The following is a 19,514-nucleotide window of genomic DNA, read 5'->3' on the forward strand; positions in this document are numbered from 1 at the left end:
CAGTTCCTGTTATGACCAGTTTTTGCGGCCAAAACCTGAGGTAATCGGATAACGACGATCTTTACCGAAATTACGCATTGTGATCCGCGGTCCAACAGGAGCCTGACGGCGTTTATATTCGTTAATATCGACAAGACGCACAACTTTGCGAACAATTTCTCTATCAAATCCGAGCTTGATAAGGTCAGCCACAGATAAATCTTTTTCTACATAACCGTCTAAGATGGCATCTAACACATCGTATGGCGGTAAACTATCTTGGTCTAATTGCCCTGGAGCCAGCTCCGCTGAAGGTGGTCTATCAATCACGCGCTGCGGAATTGCTGGCGATATTGTATTACGATATTTAGCCAGTTCAAAGACCAGCGTTTTTGGCACATCTTTCAGGACATCAAAGCCCCCTGCCATATCGCCATACAACGTTGAATACCCAACTGCAGATTCACTTTTATTGCTAGTCGTCAGCACTAAACGGCGGCGCTTATTGGACATCGCCATTAAGATCACGGCGCGACAACGGGCTTGTAAATTCTCTTCCGTGGTATCCGGTTGAGTCCCTTCAAACATCGGCTGCAATTGTGCCATAAAGGCATCAAACATCGGTTCAATGGAAACGATATCAAACTCAACACCCAGTAATTCCGCCTGCTCTTTAGCATCATGGATGCTCATTTCAGAGGTGTAACGGAACGGCATCATAACCGCTTGAACTCGCTCTTTACCGATAGCATCTGCCGCAATCGCCACGGTTAATCCTGAATCAATCCCACCGGATAACCCTAAAATCGCCCCATTAAAGCCATTTTTGTTGATGTAATCGCGGGTAGCTAAGACTAATGCTTGATATACCTGAGCAATTTGCGGCGCTTCAGGCTGCTTCGTCTGCTCAGTCACTAATTTCACATCTTCAAAGGTGACTGTCGCCACTTGCTCTGCAAATTCAGCCATTTGGTAGACTTGCTTGCCTTTATTTGCCAGCACTTTAGAGCCGCCATCAAACACAAGTTCGTCTTGTCCACCCACTTGGTTCAGATAAACAATCGGCAAACCGGTACGCTGCGCATGTTCCACCAGCAGATCACTACGAATATGCTCTTTATTTAAATCATACGGTGAAGCATTAATGGTGAGAACCAACTCAGCCCCCGCCCCTTTCACCGCATCAATTGGCTCGTCATACCAAATATCTTCGCAAATCAGTAAACCGAGCTGATAACCTTTGAATTCCACCACGCACGTTTTTTCCGCCGCCGTGAAGTAACGAGGCTCATCAAAAACGCCGTAATTAGGCAGTTCTTGCTTAAAGTAACGGGCTAATAGCTTGCCTTGGTAGAAAAATGATAATGCGTTATAAATTTCATTATCTTCGTACCACGGGTGACCCACGATGATCCCGCATTGACCGCTAGCTTGTTGTAAACGTTTTAATTGCGCAGTGCATCGCTCTTCAAAATCGTGGCGGAAAAGTAAATCTTCAGGGGAATACCCTGTTAGAGCCAGCTCAGAAAACATGACGATATCAGTGTTTTCAGCCTGTTCTTCAACAGTTTGCAACATACGCTCGCAGTTGCCTTCGATGTCGCCAACCAGCCAGTTAAGTTGTGCCAGTGAGATATTAAGCTTACGGCTCATAACGTGTTTGTTCTCCCTTAATCCTTTAGGCTATAAAGGTTTTATTCTTTAAAATCATTCGCTTCTAAATCGTGACGCCCGAGTAATTTATAAAACTCAGTACGGTTGCGTCCCGCCATGCGTGCAGCTTGGGTCACGTTGCCTTTGGTCATCTGCAATAATTTACGCAGATAATTTAATTCGAATTGGTTACGCGCTTCCACAAAGGTCGGTAGCGCCGTATTTTCACCTTCCAGAGCTTGGCTAACGAGGGCTTCGCTGATCACTGGAGATGTCGTCAATGCAACACACTGCTCAATCACGTTCACTAACTGGCGCACGTTTCCGGGCCAGCTTGCGGTCATCAAGCACTTCATCGCATCGCTCGAAAAACTGCGAACAAATGGTTTATGGCGACTCGCAGCTTCACGTAATAAATGATTAGCTAATAATGGAATATCTTCTGCGCGTTCATTCAACGCAGGGATGCGCAGGTTCACTACATTCAAGCGATAATAGAGATCCTCACGGAACTCGTTTTTTTCCATCGCTTTCGGTAAGTTACGGTGGGTCGCAGAAATAATGCGTACATCAATATCTAAATCGCGGTTGCTACCTAGCGGGCGAACTTTACGTTCTTGTAGAACACGCAGCAATTTGACTTGCAGCGGCATTGGCATATCACCAATTTCGTCTAAAAAGAGCGTTCCTCCGCTGGCTGCAAAAAACAGCCCTTCACGGCTACTGACTGCACCGGTAAACGCGCCTTTAGCATGCCCAAACAGTTCAGACTCAAGTAATTGTTCAGGTAATGCGCCACAGTTAATTGCGATAAACGGTTTATGAGCACGTGGACTCACTTTATGAATCGCTTGTGCTAATACTTCTTTACCCGTCCCACTTTGCCCATTAATCAGCACGCTCACATCCGATTGTGCCACCATATGAGCCTGTTCAAGCAAACGGATCATTAGCGGGCTACGCGTGACAATGCCAGCGCTCCACTCTTCATCGCTAATCGGTGTGGAAGATAATGCTAATGCTTCATCAATGGCTTTATAAAGCGCGTCTTTATCAACGGGTTTGGTTAAGAAACTAAACACTCCGCGCTGCGTTGCCGCAACCGCATCAGGGATCGAACCATGAGCAGTGAGAATAATCACCGGAAGATTAGGATGGGCTTTTTGCACTTCATCAAACAGCGCCATGCCATCCATTTCATCCATTCGTAAATCACTAATCACGAGATCGATTTTTTCTTTCTGGAGTAATTTTAATGCTTCAGGCCCACTTTCCGCTGTTGAGACTTTAAAACCTTCACTACTCAACCGCATACCAAGCAATTTTAGCAGGCTAGGATCATCATCCACCAAAAGTAAGTTAGCTGACTTACGACCAGTCATTGTGCTTTATTCTCCGAGGAATTCTGTTCGGCTGAAGCTGGCTTCGCTTCTGTTGGCGCAGCAACAGCGGCTTCATCTTCTTTTTCAACTTCATTCGCATTTTTCTTGCGAGAAGAGAGCTGGCGTTCAATATCCGTCAAGTTTTCTAACTTGCGGGAAGTGTTATTAAGCTCAAAACGCAACTTGGCATTATCTTCTTTTAGACGGTCAAGCTTTGCATCCATCTCTTGCTGCATACGTTTATAACGTGCATTCGCATCTGCAAGGTTGATCGCTTGAACCTGCTGCTCGCGCCACAATTGCAATAATGGGCGAATTGGTGTTGGGAAGCTCAAACTATAGGTGTTGATGCTATCGAGCATTTGGCGACGTTCAGCGATTGTTGGCTCCGCTGAACCTAATAGAATATTTTTAGTAAATGAAGTAGACCAATCATTCACTTCAATCTTTTTCGCTTCAGCACGCGCTTTGTCAGCATCCATTCTGTCCACACAGCCCATCATGCGTAACCAATAGAGGGCATTTTCCTGTGAGACAGGCTCTTGATTTTCCCAAATTGATTCGCAAGAAGCATAACGGTAATCCGTGGTTTTCACTTCTGGGATAACAACTTTAGCTAGAGTTTCTAATGGTGATTGACCGTTCTTCGCCACACACCCTGTTAAAATGAGCGAGAATAGAATTATTCCCAAAGGAGTACCCGCGCGGGAAGACTTAATACTTGTCCCACGGCGAATTGAGATTGCTTTTGTCTTCGACAGTACTGCATTACACAATACCACCAAGAAATCTGTAGACCTGTTTTGCATTATTATTCGTTCTCTGCGGTTAAAGGCAGTTCAATTCGGAAGCAAACATCCGCTGATTTATGTGGCACTAATGATAATTCACCACCCATCTGCTTAATACAATCTTGCGCGATGCTAAGCCCTAACCCACTTCCTTTGACGGCGCCTTTTCTTTGGAGGCTGCCTTGATAGAAAGGTTCAAAAATCATATTTTGCTCAGACTCAGGGATAGGCGTGCCCGTATTGGCAACCTCAATGAGTAATTTATTCCCTGTTCTGCGACTTGAGATCCAAATATTACCTGATTCGCCACCATAGTGCACCGCATTGGAGTAGATATTATCAATAACCCTTCCGAGTAAGGTCGGTTCTGCAAGGCAACTGTCCACTTTTAAGCGAATATCAGTGGTAATATCTTTCGCTCTTGCGGGTAAATTATGTGCATTAACAATATCTTCAATAAGCTTTTTCAAATCGACTTGCTGGGCAACGGGCGGCTCATCGACTAATTTCCGATTATAGTCAAGAAGCTGTTCAATAAGTTGCTGAAGATGCTTACTGCTCTGATCAAGAATATCAACCACCTCTTTTTGCGAGCTAGTTAACGGGCCTGCAACCTCATCTGCCAATAATTCCGTTCCTTCTCGCATACTGGCTAATGGCGTTTTCAGCTCATGGGAAATATGACGTAAAAACTCATGGCGCTGGGATTCTAACCAAGCCAACCGCTCACTTAACCATATAATTCGCTGAGCAATGATCCTCAGCTCTCTCGGGCCTTTAAAGCGATCAGTATCATTTTCCAGAGTCAGCCCCGTCCCTAAACGGTTAATCATACGCTCAATGATTTTAACCGGACCGATAATCATACGAGTAAATAAGGTCACCAACAGCGCGCTCAGCAAGAAGAGGATCAATGTTTGCCAACCAAATAATTGTCCTTTATTGGCAATGGCTTTTTGAAGCTGTTCACCGCGGCTAAAAATCACCTCTCGAGTTTGCTGAACGACAGCCGTATTTTGCGCGGAGAATTGCTCTAACACTTTAGTCGTGGCTTCCATCGGCTCATTATTTTCACAACTGATCGCTTTTAGCTTTTGTAGCCCAGTAAAGAGCCCCAGCACTTCAGGAGTCTCTGGCAAAATAGTTTTTTGACGTTCCAGCATCTGTTCATAATCAGCAAACTGCTTTTGATACTGCGTCTGTAAGGCTTTGTCTTGCAATACACAATACTGGCGATAACTGCGCTCCATTTCCAGTGCGAGGCTACTCATCGCTTCACTGCGCCGAGCATCAAGCAGCGTAGTTTTATTGATATCTGCCGCTTGGTTGCTCAATTGTTCTAGACTTTGATAAGCCTGATAAGCCAGTACCAGTAATGGCAAAAGGACTAACCAAAAAGCCATGACCACTAGCTGCCGCAATGAGCGCGGAAAAAGGCGCAATTTACTCAACGCATTCATCTCTTACCTGTTTATATGTAATTCAATGGTAGCAGAACTCCCGTTAATGCGAAAAGTGCTGTTTACATTGATGATAGATAAACCAATAGACAGATAGATAGCAATGAACATGCCAAGAAAGTGAGCTAAACGTGAATGATTTCAGATAAATAGATTAAATATACTATGATTGAATGGAAGGATTAATTCGATAGAAAGAATAAACTTGATAGAAAGGAATATTGATGCCCCAGAAATGGGAAGGCGGAGGGAAGAATTGCTTCTCACCTCCGCCAGCGATACTCGGCATTACGCTTGAATGTCGATTTTTTTCATATGACTATGTCTTTCATTAAAGATAATCATATAGGTGGTGCCTCACTCCACGTGTCGCCCTGTGTTTGATAAAGCTCGAAAGCGAATATCGATGATTTGGACGGTAGGCACCTTACTTTGGCATCATTCGGGTTTTATGTGGTATGTTCCCATTTGCTAGGTTTCCCCAAGCTTGGACCTACATAAGCAATTGAATGAGCAACTGATGGATATTATGCACAACCCGTGCCAACTTTTCAATAAAATTTTTATCTAACTGATTTTTATATAAATTTATTTTCTTACTTGTTTATATCATTTTTGAATTGTTATGAGTGATGAAAAATACCACTAACTCACCATGAATCTGTCTCCAATTTAAGACAGTGAATTCCGTGATTTTTAAATCACTTGTTTATCAACAAGATAAATGTCTCCTTTTGGAGACACTAGCAAACCCTATTTGTCGCGAATAGTAGACACTCCAGAAAATTTACCTATCTTCTATTATTTATATTCTCTTTAAACCTATCTATTTAGCGTTGAATGGACGGTATATATCGATTCTTGAAGCCCAAATAAAATATTGCCATCCTATTTATTATCGCTATGATCCTGCGCGTTTCATTTCTGATGTACGTCAGAATTTTATGTTATTCCGCTAGCTTATCCATCCCTATATTGATATAAGACTGGCAAATGGTCTCCTACTTACTCTTGACATTACAATGATAAAAATAGCCCTTATTGATGACCATATTGTTGTTCGCTCCGGATTTGCCCAATTACTGACGTTAGAACCTGACATTAGTATTGTGGGGCAATATGCGAGTGCGCAAGAAGCATGGCCGCACCTAATTAGCCTCGATATTGACGTGGCAATTATGGATATTTCAATGCCAGATGAGAGCGGTTTACAACTGCTAACCCGTTTACGTAAAAAAAAGCCCGACTTTCGTACCATTATTTTAAGCATCTATGACACTCCTGCTTTCGTACAAAGTGCGCTCGATGCCGGTGCCAGCGCCTATCTCACCAAATGCTGCGGACCTGAAGAATTAGTTCAGGCGGTACGCTCTGTTTACCAAGGTGGATGCTACCTGTGCGCTGATGCAATGCGAGCCTTACGCCAAACACCGCAGCAAAAACAAGGTGTTCAAGAGCTTACTAACCGTGAGCGTGAAGTCTTTGATTTACTGGTAGCAGGTCTCAGTGTGAAAGTCATTGCGGAACAATTAAACCTCAGCCATAAAACAGTGCATGTACATCGCGCGAATGTTCTCGGGAAATTACAATGCGAAAACACCATTGATTTAGTGCACTATGCCTTAGAACATAACATCATTTCTCGATAGACAGACTTTCTTTCCAGTAAGGTAACGCCCTAACAAGGTAAATAGTAATGAACAAAGCGGCTCGTTTAGGATTACAGTCTCTATTCCTATTATTTACCTACTCACTGATTTGGGTGGGATTATGGATCATCGGCTTTTATCTTAGCCAAAATAGCTTCCAAGCCACTCTATTTCTACCACAAGCCTTACGACTCACCTTGATGATCTTATTATGGCGACGCTACTGGCCAACCGTTTTACTCGCTGAAGGCCTGCTGACCTACTGGCTTGCAGAAGAACAATTACTCACTCAACCTATCTTGCTGTTATCCCCAATATTGAGCCTGCTGGTTGCGATGGTCATCCAAAATATTTGGTGGCGATATACACTTTATTGGCAACGACTTATTTTGTTATTGGCAGGCGTCGCCGCCAACAGCATACTCAATGCCTTGCTGTTTGGGCTGTTATCTCAATATTCCATTAGCCAATTATTCTTAACGACATTTACAGGCGGAATTCTCCTCTCCCCCTTTGTTTATCTTATCTATGAATACTTGCACGAGCAGCACTATCATATGCTGCTCGACTACGGAACCACGGATAAGCAATTACGTACTTCATTGATTATTTGGTGTTTTCTCTTCTGCCTCGTCGGCTTAAGTGCTCAAATTTTCTTTGCCCCAGAAATTGAGCAACTGATTGTTTTGTTGGTCTTTATTCCCAATATTTTCATGGCATATCGTTATGGCTGGCAAGGCGGCGTGTTATCCGCATTACTTGGAAGCTTAATCATCACCTTCGCAAGACAGTTCCAAGGTGCCTTTGATGATCTCCAAGAACTACAGCTCTTTTTAAGCTCTCAAGCGTTGATTGGTATTGGATTAGGTATCGCTATCAGCCGCCAAAAGCAACTCTCAAGTAACTTACAACGCTACCGCCAGCGATTAGAAGAAGAGCTTCACGCCCGCCGAGACTTGATGCGCCAATTAGTGCACACCGAAGAAGATGTGAAGAAAGATATCGCCCGTGAACTTCATGATGAAATTGGACAAAATATTACCGCAATCCAAATCCAATCGATGCTGGTGAAGAAAACCGCGGCTAACGATTTAAGCTATAACGCCGCTAGCCAAATCAACGAATTGGCACTACAGATCCACCAAGCCACCCGCCATCTATTGCGCCAATTACGTCCGCCCGTGCTCGATGAAATGTCCCTCGAAAACGCACTCACCCATTTAATCGGTGAATTTGCTTTCAAGGAAAATAATATTCAATGTGACTTTCATTACGGATTAACTGAAACTCCAGCCAATGAAACGGTGTTATTCACCCTTTACCGTTTGGTTCAAGAGCTACTGAACAATATCAGTAAGCACGCCAAAGCCACAAAAATCCACATCTCACTAAATCAACAAGGTGACTCGATACAGCTAATTGTTGATGATAATGGCGTGGGCATTCCTTTTAGCAAACGCACATCAGGCTTTGGTTTGCGTGGAATTGAGGAGCGAGTCAGAGCCTTAGGTGGCGACTGGACGCTAACAACCCAAAGTGGTACCAAAATAATTGTTAACTTGCCCACATTTTGAAATGAAATAGTGAAAAACTAGGAATAATTCTTAGCCTCCTAATACCTTATCTCATCCTTTTATTTAAAAACTTCATTACATTCTGCCAAACGGGAGAAACACAATCATGACGGGTACAAGCAAACTGGATCTGGATAACAATTACCGTTTCTGGCGTCGCCGCCTGATGTTTTCCATGATCATCGGTTATGCCGCTTTTTACCTTACCCGTAAAAGCTTTAATTTTGTGATGCCCGTTATGCAGGCAGAATTGTTTTTAGACAAAAGTGATATTGGTTGGATCGCCTCAGCATTTTACCTTGCGTATGGTCTATCCAAGTTTATATCCGGTATTTTCCATGACATTACAGGCTACCGTTGGTTTATGGGGGTTGGTCTCGTAATGACAGGGATCCTCAATATCATTTTTGCCTACTGTTTATCGTTCCCTGCACTGTTAATCGTTTGGACGTTAAACGGATTTTTCCAAGGCTGGGGTTGGCCGCCCTGTGCGCGTATTCTCACTCATTGGTACTCACGTAATGAGCGGGGCTTTTGGTGGGGACTGTGGAATATCTCCATCAATCTCGGGGGAATGGCGCTACCGCTGTTAACGGCGCTGTTGGCGACCCATTACAGTTGGCAAATAGCGCTGATCGTTCCCGGAATTATTGGGGTTATTTTAGGATTATGGCTATGTCGCCAGCTTCGGGGTACGCCCAAAGAAGAACATTTACCCACCGTGGGGCAGTGGCGACATGATGCATTAGAGTTACGCCAAGAGCAGCTTTCTCCCCCGCAATCCATGTGGGTGATTTTAAAACAAACTATTGTGTTTAACCCAATGATTTGGCTGCTCGGTTTCACCTACATTTTGGTTTATCTCATCCGTATTGGGATAAACGATTGGGGAAATTTATGGCTAACCGAAACACACGGAAGCAATTTATTAAGTGCCAATGCCACGTTAGCTCTGTTTGAATTAGGTGGTTTATTAGGTGCATTGTGCGCAGGTTGGGGTTCCGACCTCCTGTTTCGAGGACAACGAGCACCGATGATTTTGCTGTTTTCCTTAGGTCTATTCATTTCTGTGAATGCCCTATGGTTAATTCCAATTCATCACTACGGGCTATTAGCTGCATGCTTCTTAGCCAACGGTTTCTTTGTATTTGGACCACAGATGTTAGTCGGTCTAGCTGCTACAGAATATTGTCATAAAAAGGCAGCTGGAACGGTAACTGGTTATCTTGGATTGTACGCTTATCTAGGGGCTGCAATCGCAGGATGGCCGCTCTCTCAAGTGATTGCCAATTATGGTTGGTCAGGGATGTTTACCTTACTTGCCAGTGCAGCTGCTTTGATGGGGCTACTACTGATGCCTCTTTTAATTGCCAATGTCAGTAAAAGAGAGCATTTAGCCGGTGCAGTTTCACCGACACATAATAATAGTTAATCCGAAAACGTGAATAAAGGACTGACAATGAAACTTAAGACTCTCTCTACACTAGTTGCAGCAGGTTTATCCCTTGCCGCTATTACGACCACTGCAAACGCAGCTGGCCGTTTAGTGGTTTACTGTAGTGCCACCAACGCGATGTGTGAAGCGGAAACGCAAGCATTCGCCAAGAAATACGACGTTAAAACCACGTTCGTTCGCAACGGTTCAGGCAGTACTTTAGCAAAAATAGAAGCTGAAAAACGTAACCCACAAGCAGACGTTTGGTATGGCGGAACCTTAGATCCACATTCACAAGCTGGTGAAATGGATCTGCTAGAGCCGTACAAATCCCCTAACCTGTCTCAAATCATGCCGCAATTCCAAGATCCAGCTAAACGCAAAGGTAACTACTCTTCTGCGGTTTACATCGGTATCTTAGGTTTTGGTGTGAATAAAGATCGCTTAAAAGAGAAAGGCTTACCAATTCCTACTTGCTGGAAAGATCTGACTAAGCCTGAATATAAAGGCGAAATTCAAATCGCGGATCCACAAAGTTCAGGGACTGCTTACACTGCGTTGGCAACCTTTGACCAACTGTGGGGTAACGAGCAAGCTTTTGATTACCTGAAAAAACTGAACGCTAACATCTCCCAATACACCAAATCAGGTATTGCCCCAGCACGTAACGCGGCTCGTGGCGAATCTGCTATCGGTATCGGCTTCCTGCATGACTACTCTTTAGAAGTTGAAAATGGTGCACCATTAGAGTTAATCGCGCCATGCGAAGGGACAGGCTATGAAATCGGCGGGATCAGTATTCTGAAAAACGCACGTAACATGGACAACGCAAAACTGTTCGTAGATTTCGTTCTGTCTAAAGAAGCCCAAGAGCTGAGCTGGAAACAAGGTCAGTCTTACCAAATCCTGACTAACACCACCGCAGAATCTTCTCCACTGTCTCTGAAACTCAAAGACTTAAACTTAATCAACTACGATATGGATAAATACGGTGACGCTGAAGTCCGTAAGAATCTGATCAACAAGTGGGTTACTGAAGTTAAAATGAGTAAATAAGATGTTGGGTGCGGCGCCTGTCGCCGCACTTTACCTGATTGACTCACGTACGACTCGCGAGCTTCGCGATTTAGTGTATTAGCTACTTACTATAAAAAATGATGCCAAATAAAAGAGTGTCTGCACCACGCAGACGGCTCCAGCTTGGCTCACTCATTAGAACGATAATATTAATTAAGTTTAAAATTATTTTCGTTATAAATCATTCCATTAACCCAATGATTAATTAACTCAATAATAATAAACTTAGGGGAAAAACAATGCCTCAGACCTTAACCCTCACAGCCTCGAAGAAAAAGGACAGCATCTTCCTTTGGATTCTGATAGCGTGGCTGGGCTTCGCTCTGCTACCCTCATGGAGCCTCGACTACGGCTTATTCGACTCAACCCAAGATGAGATCTTAGCTGCGTACGGCTGGAGCAGTGTCAATATTAGTTGGCTATGGTATTTACTGCCTTCTATTTTACTGTTAAGACCAATCACGCCAGCCGATCGTAATCAAAAATCCCGCCACTATCTTGATATCGCGGTTGCCGCTATCACGGCAGTTCTCGTGATTATTACTGCTTATTTAGAGGGTAAGGGATTAGGCTATTCCGCCATCACCTTATTTATCGCCCTTGGAATGATAATGACCCACGCCCTGACTCGATTAGAGTGGCTGGGTGGCGACCAATTTGTTATTGGCTCCCTTATCACCGTCGTCGCACTGATTGCGCTATTTATCGTCTTTCCCAGTGTGGCAATTTTTATTCCGATGTTTACTGACGGGAACGGAGATTTTGCACCATTTGCATTTGTGGCTATTTTAACCCAGTCGCATATTGTTCAGGTCATCATCAACTCCATATTCCTCTCACTAGCAGTGGGTGTTGGGTGTACCTTCTTTGGTTTAATCCTGGCGATTTACACCACTCGAATTGCTAAGCGCTCCGCGATTATTGGTCGCGTATTCTCGATTTTACCGATTGTGACCCCGCCGTTTGTTGTCGGTTTAGGCGTCACCTTAATGATGGGTCGCTCAGGCTATATTACTGAGTTTCTAGCTACCTATATGGGGCTAGAAAATACTAACTGGCTATATGGCTTTACCGGTATTTGGTTAGCGCAGGTTCTCGCGTTCACCCCGATGTCCTTTATGATCCTTGATGGTGCGATTAAAACTATCCATCCATCACTGGAAGAAGCGTCATACACCTTACGCGCTAACCGCTACCAGACATTCTTCAACGTGTTTATGCCACTGTTGAAACCGGCACTGGCGAACGCCTTCTTAATCGTGATTGTGCAATCCCTTGCTGACTTCAGTAACCCATTAGTATTAGGGGGTAACTTCGACGTTCTGGCGACACAAATCTATTTCTATATCACCGGTTCCCAGCTTGATTACCAAGCGGCCAGTACGTTAGGTGCATCCTTACTTGTCTTCTCATTGCTGGTTTTCTGTGTGCAATACATGTGGATTGGTAAACGTTCTTACGTCACCGTTTCCGGTAAATCATATCGTGGCGATGTTCAACCGCTGCCCGTTTCTCTTGTCGCAACAGTGACAACAATTCTCGGTATTTGGGTCGCGTTTAACGTCTTACTGTACGGCAGCATCTTCTACGGAAGCTTCACAGTGAACTGGGGCGTGGACTACACCTTAACACTGGACAACTTTATCAAACTGTTTGGTCAAGGTTTTGATGATGGTGCATGGCCGTCACTGTTAGACACCCTGTTATATGCGGGTATCGCTGCACCAATCACGGCGATTTTAGGTCTGCTTATCGCGTATATTGTGGTTCGCCAAGATTTCCGTGGTAAAAAAACCATCGAATTTACCACTATGTTGTGCTTTGCCGTACCAGGTACTGTGGCTGGGGTTTCTTACATCCTCGCCTTTAACGATACACCGTTCTATTTAACCGGTACCGCGGCGATTGTGATTATCTCCATGACCATGCGTAACGTACCAGTGGGTATTCGTGCGGGTATCGCAGGATTAGGGCAAATTGACAAATCGTTAGATGAGGCTTCCCTCAGCTTGCGTGCAGGTTCAATGCGGACAATTTTCCACATCCTGCTGCCATTGTTACGCCCAGCAATTTTATCGGCGCTGATCTACAGCTTTGTCCGTGCTATCACCACCGTAAGCGCTATTGTGTTCTTGGTTACGCCAGATACCCGCGTTGCGACAGCGTATATCTTGAACCGTGTTGAAGATGGTGAATACGGTGTGGCGATTGCTTACGGTTCTATTCTGATCGTGGTCATGCTCGCGATTATCTTCTTATTTGACTATTTAATTGGCGAAGCCCGTGTTTCACGTTCCAAAGCCAAAAATGCACAGTAATCATGGAGTCACTGACATGACACAGAAAAGTTTCGTTGAATTAAAAAATATAACTAAGCGCTTTGGCGACAATACGGTCATTGACGATTTAAGCCTTTCTATCCCACAAGGGAGCATGGTCACCCTATTAGGACCATCTGGTTGTGGTAAAACCACTGTACTGCGCTTAGTCGCAGGTTTAGAAAAGCCTACTGAAGGGCGTATGTTTATCGATGGCGAAGATGTCACCGACCGCTCTATTCAACAGCGCGATATTTGTATGGTATTCCAATCCTATGCCCTCTTCCCGCATATGTCGTTAGGGGATAACGTGGGATATGGATTGAAAATGCTTGGCTTGCCAAAGGCTGAAATAAAAAAACGTGTAGAAGAAGCGCTGGAACTGGTGGACTTAGCGGGCTTTGCAGACCGTTTCGTTGACCAAATTTCCGGTGGACAGCAGCAGCGTGTTGCACTAGCACGTGCCTTGATTTTAAAACCAAAGGTACTGTTATTTGATGAGCCATTAAGTAACTTGGATGCTAACTTACGCCGTAGCATGCGTGAAAAAATCCGTGAACTGCAACAGCAATTTAATATTACCTCACTGTACGTGACCCACGACCAGAGTGAAGCTTTTGCGGTTTCGGATATGGTTCTGGTAATGAACAAAGGTAAAATCATGCAGTTAGGTTCACCTCAAGAACTGTACCGCCAACCTGCTTCCAAGTTTATGGCGAGCTTTATGGGTGATGCGAACATTTTCCCTGCTACACTCAGCAGCGATTCCGTGGATATCTTTAATTACCGTTTACCGCGCCCTGCGCTGTTTGCAACAGATAAAACCCAAGTCACTGTCGGCGTTCGCCCTGAAGCCATCACATTAAGCAAACAAGGTGAAGATAGCCAACGCTGTACCATCACTCATGTGGCTTATATGGGGCCGCAATATGAGGTCACAGTAGATTGGCATGGTCAATCAATGCTATTGCAGATCAACGCAACTCAATTGCAACCGTCTGTAGGTGAAGATCTTTACCTGCAAATCCACCCATACGGGATGTTTATTTTAGAATAAAGATTTTCTGTTTTAGATATATCTCAACCGCCCGATTGGGCGGTTTTTTATGGATAACAGATAAAAAAACACCCTATAAATCAGGCGACCTATAGGGTGTTTAGTTTTTAACTTTAAATTAAAACAGGTGTTTTAATCTCAGCCTAATTGCTCACATGTATGATAAAAAATGGCGATACTTGCTATTTTCGTCACTAACACAGAATAAAAAAACGACGATTTAGTGTGACTTTGTATCACTCTTTGCTATAGTGTGACTAAGTTACACCTAATAGATATGCGAGGCTTATATGTCAACAACCAAATTAAGGCAGCAAGGCGGAGCTGTTGTTTTAACTATCCCAATTGAAGTCGCCAATATGGCAGGATGGGTTGTCGGTATGAAATTAAATATTGATGCTGTAGGAGAATCCATTTGCATAAAACCGGTAAAACGCGTGGCTAGAGGAAGAAAATCTATTAATGAGCTACTATCCGGTATTGATAAAGAAGAGATTAAGTTATTAAACAGTGAAGTCGATGATTCTGACCCAGAGGGAAATGAGGTTATTTAATGGTAAACGTGAAAAGGCCCCACAAAGGCCAGATTTGGCACATTAATGGTGATCCAGTCGCAGGTAAGGAATTCAAGGGGCCCCACTACTATTTAGTGATTACAGATTCACAAATCAACACCGCACTTGGTACGTCAATTTGCGTTCCTATTACAAGTGGAGGGAGCCGTGCCAGAACTCAAAATGTCACTGTTTACTTAGATGGTTCAAGTACAGACACGGGGAACATTACTGGCTGTATCTTATGTTATCAACTTCGCTCGTTGGATTTAATCGCCAGAAAAGCCACCTACTCAGCAACCCTAAATGAAGATATTTTCGAAGAAGTTCTCAGTAATATTATTGATATCATTGACCCTCAAATTTGAATCTTTACCATTTTTGATGAAACAAAAAACACCCTATAAATCAAGCGACTTATAGGGTGTTTTGTTTTTAGCTCTAAATTAAAACAGACGTTTTAATCTCAGCCTAATTGCTTACGTGCATTACGGAAAATGCGCATCCATGGACTATCTTCACCCCAGTTTTCTGGGTGCCAAGAGTTGCTTACCGTACGGAATACACGCTCAGGGTGCGGCATCATAATAGTCGCGCGACCATCCATTGATGTTACTGCCGTAATCCCATTCACAGAACCGTTCGGGTTCGCTGGGTATTGCTCCGTCACTTGACCGTAGTTATTCACAAAACGCATTGCCACCAGCGCGTTATTTTCTAACTGAGTTAAGTGAGCAGGTGCACGAGTTTCTACTTGGCCTTCACCGTGAGAAACCGCAATCGGCATACGCGAACCCGCCATATCTTGCAGCAGTAATGATGGGCTGTTTGCAATTTCCACTAAGCTGAAGCGCGCTTCAAAGCGCTCTGAACGGTTACGTACAAAGCGAGGCCAATACTCAGCACCAGGGATCAGGTCATGCAAGTTAGACATCATCTGGCAACCATTACATACACCTAATGATAAAGTGTCTGGGCGGTTGAAGAAGGAGGCAAACTCATCACGAACACGGTTATTGAACAGAATGGACTTCGCCCAACCTTCACCCGCGCCTAATACGTCACCGTATGAGAAACCACCGCATGCCACTAGCGCTTGGAACTGTTCAAGAGACAAGTTACCCGCCAGTAAATCACTCATGTGAACGTCGATAGCATCAAAGCCTGCACGATCCCATGCCGCCGCCATTTCAACGTGGGAGTTAACCCCTTGCTCACGCAGCACAGCCACTTTAGGACGAACACCAGACGCGATATACGGAGCAGCAATATCCTCTGCGATATCGTAAGTCAGCTTCACATTCAGACCTGGATCTTGATTGTCTTTCTTCGCTTCGTGCTCTTGATCTGCGCACTCTTCGTTATCACGTAAACGCTGCATCTGCCATGTAGTTTCAGCCCAGCACTCACGCAGAGCACTACGGGAACCGTTGTAAACTACCGTATCACGGCTATTAATGATCACCGCGTCGTCGTGCGTTGCAGAACCCAGATAGTGAACACAGCCAGCTAAGCCAGCATCGGCAAAACACTGCTCTACGTATTGGCGATCAGCACCTTGGATTTGGATCACTGCACCCAACTCTTCATTAAACAGCGCCGCTAAGGTGTCTTCATCAAATGAACTGATATCCACGTTAATACCGCAATGACCCGCAAATGCCATTTCCACTAACGTGACAAACAACCCACCATCAGAACGGTCATGGTATGCCAGTAGTTTTTGTTCAGATAACAGTTTTTGAATGGTATTAAAGAAGCCTAACAACAGCGCTGGGTCACGAACATCTGGCGCTTTATTACCTAATTGACGATAAACTTGCGCCAGTGCAGAGCCACCAAGCGCATTGTGACCTTGACCAAGGTCGATTAATAACAAGCCGTTATCTGCCGTAGTTTTCAGCTCTGGTGTAACCGTTAGACGAACATCTTCAACGCGACCAAATGCACTGATAATCAATGATAATGGCGACGTCATTTCACGCTCTTCACCATTTTGCTGCCAGCGAGTTTTCATTGACATTGAGTCTTTACCCACTGGGATAGTCAGACCTAATGCTGGACACAACTCTTCACCGACCGCTTTAACCGCTTCGTACAGACCCGCGTCTTCCCCTGGGTGACCCGCCGCAGACATCCAGTTAGCAGACAGCTTCACGCGCTTAAGATCTTGTACATAAGAGCACGCTAAGTTGGTTAATGCTTCACCCACAGCCATACGCGCAGAAGCGGAGAAATCCAACAGAGCCACTGGCGTTCTTTCACCAATAGACATTGATTCACCATAATAGCTATCCAAACTTGCGGTTGTCACCGCGCAGTCAGCCACTGGGATCTGCCAAGGGCCAACCATTTGATCACGAGCAACCATTCCTGTCACAGTGCGGTCACCGATAGTGATTAAGAAGGTTTTTTCTGCCACAGCAGGTAAATGCAGAACGCGCTTAACTGCTTCAGTTAAATCGATGGCGGTTCTATCCAGTGATTCAGGCTCTGCTATCAGTGTTGTCACATCACGCAACATTTTCGGCGTTTTGCCAAGTAGCACATCCAGTGGCATATCGATTGGTTGGTTATCAAAATGCTCATCATTAAGAGTTAAATGACGCTCTTCCGTTGCTTCACCGATCACAGCAAACGGCGCGCGTTCACGCTCACAAATTTCAGTGAATAATGCCAGTTGTTCCGGAGCAACCGCCATCACATAGCGCTCTTGGGATTCGTTACACCACACTTCCAATGGGCTCATTCCTGGTTCATCATTAAGAATTTTACGCAGTTCAAAACGCCCACCACGACCGCCATCGCTCACCAGTTCAGGCATTGCGTTGGATAATCCCCCCGCACCAACATCATGGATAAACAGAATTGGGTTTTTATCACCTAGCTGCCAGCATTTGTCGATCACTTCTTGGCAACGACGCTCCATTTCGGCGTTATCACGTTGAACAGAAGCAAAATCAAGATCCGCCGCAGATTGACCGGATGTCATGGATGATGCAGCCCCGCCCCCTAAACCGATATTCATCGAAGGGCCACCCAAAACGATGAGCTTAGCGCCAACGGTAATTTCACCTTTTTGAACGTGATCCGCACGGATGTTACCAATACCACCCGCTAACATAATTGGCTTATGGTAACCACGTAATTCTTCACCATTATGGCTATTCACTTTCTCTTCATAGGTACGGAAATAACCTAATAATGCGGGACGCCCAAATTCGTTGTTAAATGCCGCCCCGCCTAAAGGACCTTCCGTCATAATATCGAGTGCAGTCACAATACGTTCAGGCTTGCCGAAATCTTCTTCCCAAGGTTGTTCAAAACCCGGAATACGTAAGTTTGAAACGGAGAAGCCCACTAAACCTGCTTTTGGTTTTGCACCGCGACCTGTTGCGCCTTCATCACGAATTTCACCACCAGAACCAGTTGCAGCCCCCGGCCATGGAGAGATTGCCGTTGGGTGGTTGTGGGTTTCCACTTTCATCAAAATATGTGCATCTTCTTGATGATAACGATAAGTACGTCCATCTGGCTCAGGGAAGAAACGACCTACTGAGGAACCTTCCATTACTGCCGCATTATCTTTATAAGCAGACAAGACGTGATCTGGCGTTTTTTCAAAGGTGTTTTTGATCATTTTAAACAGGGATTTTGGCTGTGTTTCCCCGTCAATAATCCAATCCGCATTGAAAATTTTATGGCGGCAATGTTCTGAGTTTGCTTGCGCAAACATATATAGCTCAACATCCGTTGGGTTACGTTTTAACCCTGTGAACGCCTCTAATAGATAATCAATTTCATCGTCGGCTAACGCTAAGCCCATCTCTTTGTTAGCCGTATCGAGTGCTTGGCGTCCGCCTGCGATAATATCAATCACTTTCATTGGGGCAGGCTGCTGCTGAACAAATAGCGCTTCGGCTTGTTCAAAAGAGGCAAAAACCGTTTCCATCATACGGTCATGTAACAGACTGATGACTAAGTCCCACTGCTCGCTTGTCAGTGAATCGGCTTGAATATAGTAGGCAACGCCGCGCTCAATACGTTTAACCTGTGTTAAGCCACAGTTATGTGCGATATCCGTTGCTTTAGAAGACCAAGGAGAGATAGTTCCTGGGCGTGGGGTGACTAAAATCAGTTTTCCAAATGGCTCATGCTCTGCCAGAGAAGGACCATATTTTAATAAACTACTCAGTTTACCTTGCTCACTGCCACTTAATGGGGCTGATAGCTCAGCAAAATGCATATATTCAGCATAGATATCCGTTACTGGGAGCTGTTTTTCAGCAAACAGCGCCAAAAGGCGGGTAATACGAAATGCTGATAGTGCCGGTGAGCCACGCAAAATTTCCATAGTCTTAAATTCTCTCTTTTAAACGCCAGCCCTGATCACGAAAGCAGGGAAACCGGAGTCCATTATAGAGCAATGTTCATCAATACGAAACCGTTTGCGTGACTAAAAATAGAGCGATTAGTTAAATATTAATATGTGCTAAATACGATAATATTAGTTGCACCGATCATCATTGTTAGAGCAAAATACGAAACCACTGGATTTATAACCATGATTAAACAGTTTTTATTA

General features: G+C 44.5%; 13 protein-coding genes. 8 read left to right on the forward strand and 5 right to left on the reverse strand.

Features of this window, described 5'->3' with window-relative positions; all coding sequences use genetic code 11:
* Positions 1 to 9: 9 nt before the first annotated feature.
* From ACY3ZI_RS13440 to ACY3ZI_RS13455, 4 genes are read right to left on the reverse strand one after another with little or no spacing between them, the layout of a single operon-like run.
* Positions 10 to 1,632, reverse strand: coding sequence for an NAD+ synthase (locus ACY3ZI_RS13440; RefSeq protein ID WP_487375321.1), 1,623 nt, complete (start codon positions 1,630 to 1,632; stop codon positions 10 to 12).
* A 41-nt stretch (positions 1,633 to 1,673) separates the two neighbouring features.
* Complete coding sequence (gene glrR / locus ACY3ZI_RS13445) at positions 1,674 to 3,014, reverse strand: two-component system response regulator GlrR (protein ID WP_132495578.1); 1,341 nt, start codon at positions 3,012 to 3,014, stop codon at positions 1,674 to 1,676.
* On the reverse strand, positions 3,011 to 3,823 hold the full coding sequence (gene qseG, locus ACY3ZI_RS13450) for a two-component system QseEF-associated lipoprotein QseG (protein WP_487375322.1): 813 nt from the start codon (positions 3,821 to 3,823) through the stop codon (positions 3,011 to 3,013). Before qseG ends, glrR begins: the two co-directional genes overlap by 4 nt.
* A gap of 2 nt (positions 3,824 to 3,825) precedes the next feature.
* Positions 3,826 to 5,265: a sensor histidine kinase gene (locus tag ACY3ZI_RS13455; protein WP_036949462.1), complete on the reverse strand. Its 1,440-nt coding sequence runs from the start codon at positions 5,263 to 5,265 to the stop codon at positions 3,826 to 3,828.
* Positions 5,266 to 6,287: 1,022 nt separating this feature from the next.
* Between ACY3ZI_RS13455 and ACY3ZI_RS13460 the strand changes: the two genes are divergently transcribed.
* The 8 genes from ACY3ZI_RS13460 (at position 6,288) to ACY3ZI_RS13495 (ending at position 15,297) form a co-directional block, all read left to right on the forward strand.
* On the forward strand, positions 6,288 to 6,914 hold the full coding sequence (locus tag ACY3ZI_RS13460) for a response regulator transcription factor (RefSeq protein WP_036949460.1): 627 nt from the start codon (positions 6,288 to 6,290) through the stop codon (positions 6,912 to 6,914).
* Positions 6,915 to 6,961: 47 nt separating this feature from the next.
* Entirely contained in the window at positions 6,962 to 8,488 is a 1,527-nt protein-coding gene (locus ACY3ZI_RS13465) for an MASE1 domain-containing sensor histidine kinase (protein WP_187129381.1), read from the forward strand.
* Positions 8,489 to 8,594: 106 nt separating this feature from the next.
* A complete protein-coding gene (gene uhpC, locus ACY3ZI_RS13470) occupies positions 8,595 to 9,920 on the forward strand; it encodes an MFS transporter family glucose-6-phosphate receptor UhpC (RefSeq protein ID WP_487375323.1) in 1,326 nt (441 codons plus the stop codon).
* 27 nt (positions 9,921 to 9,947) lie between these two features.
* Positions 9,948 to 10,979 (forward strand): ABC transporter substrate-binding protein, encoded by a 1,032-nt coding sequence (locus tag ACY3ZI_RS13475; RefSeq protein ID WP_211886161.1) that lies wholly within the window; start codon positions 9,948 to 9,950, stop codon positions 10,977 to 10,979.
* Positions 10,980 to 11,239: 260 nt separating this feature from the next.
* Positions 11,240 to 13,318 carry an ABC transporter permease gene (locus ACY3ZI_RS13480; protein ID WP_211886162.1) on the forward strand — a complete coding sequence of 693 codons (2,079 nt, stop codon included), beginning with the start codon at positions 11,240 to 11,242 and terminating at the stop codon, positions 13,316 to 13,318.
* Positions 13,319 to 13,334: 16 nt separating this feature from the next.
* Positions 13,335 to 14,375, forward strand: a complete 1,041-nt coding sequence (gene fbpC, locus ACY3ZI_RS13485) for a ferric ABC transporter ATP-binding protein (protein ID WP_132495586.1) — start codon at positions 13,335 to 13,337, stop codon at positions 14,373 to 14,375.
* Between the two features lie 290 nt (positions 14,376 to 14,665).
* Complete coding sequence (locus ACY3ZI_RS13490; RefSeq protein WP_132495588.1) at positions 14,666 to 14,929, forward strand: AbrB/MazE/SpoVT family DNA-binding domain-containing protein; 264 nt, start codon at positions 14,666 to 14,668, stop codon at positions 14,927 to 14,929.
* Positions 14,929 to 15,297, forward strand: a complete 369-nt coding sequence (locus tag ACY3ZI_RS13495) for a type II toxin-antitoxin system PemK/MazF family toxin (RefSeq protein WP_211886170.1) — start codon at positions 14,929 to 14,931, stop codon at positions 15,295 to 15,297. The genes ACY3ZI_RS13490 and ACY3ZI_RS13495 overlap by 1 nt, the downstream gene beginning before the upstream one ends.
* 98 nt (positions 15,298 to 15,395) lie before the next feature.
* On the opposite strand, the gene purL is transcribed toward ACY3ZI_RS13495, so the two are convergent.
* The gene (gene purL / locus ACY3ZI_RS13500) at positions 15,396 to 19,283 is read right to left on the reverse strand and encodes a phosphoribosylformylglycinamidine synthase (RefSeq protein WP_487375324.1); all 3,888 of its coding nucleotides are present in this window, start codon (positions 19,281 to 19,283) and stop codon (positions 15,396 to 15,398) included.
* Positions 19,284 to 19,514: the final 231 nt, after the last annotated feature.

The sequence above is a fragment of the Providencia sp. LY12 genome (genome assembly GCF_057621555.1).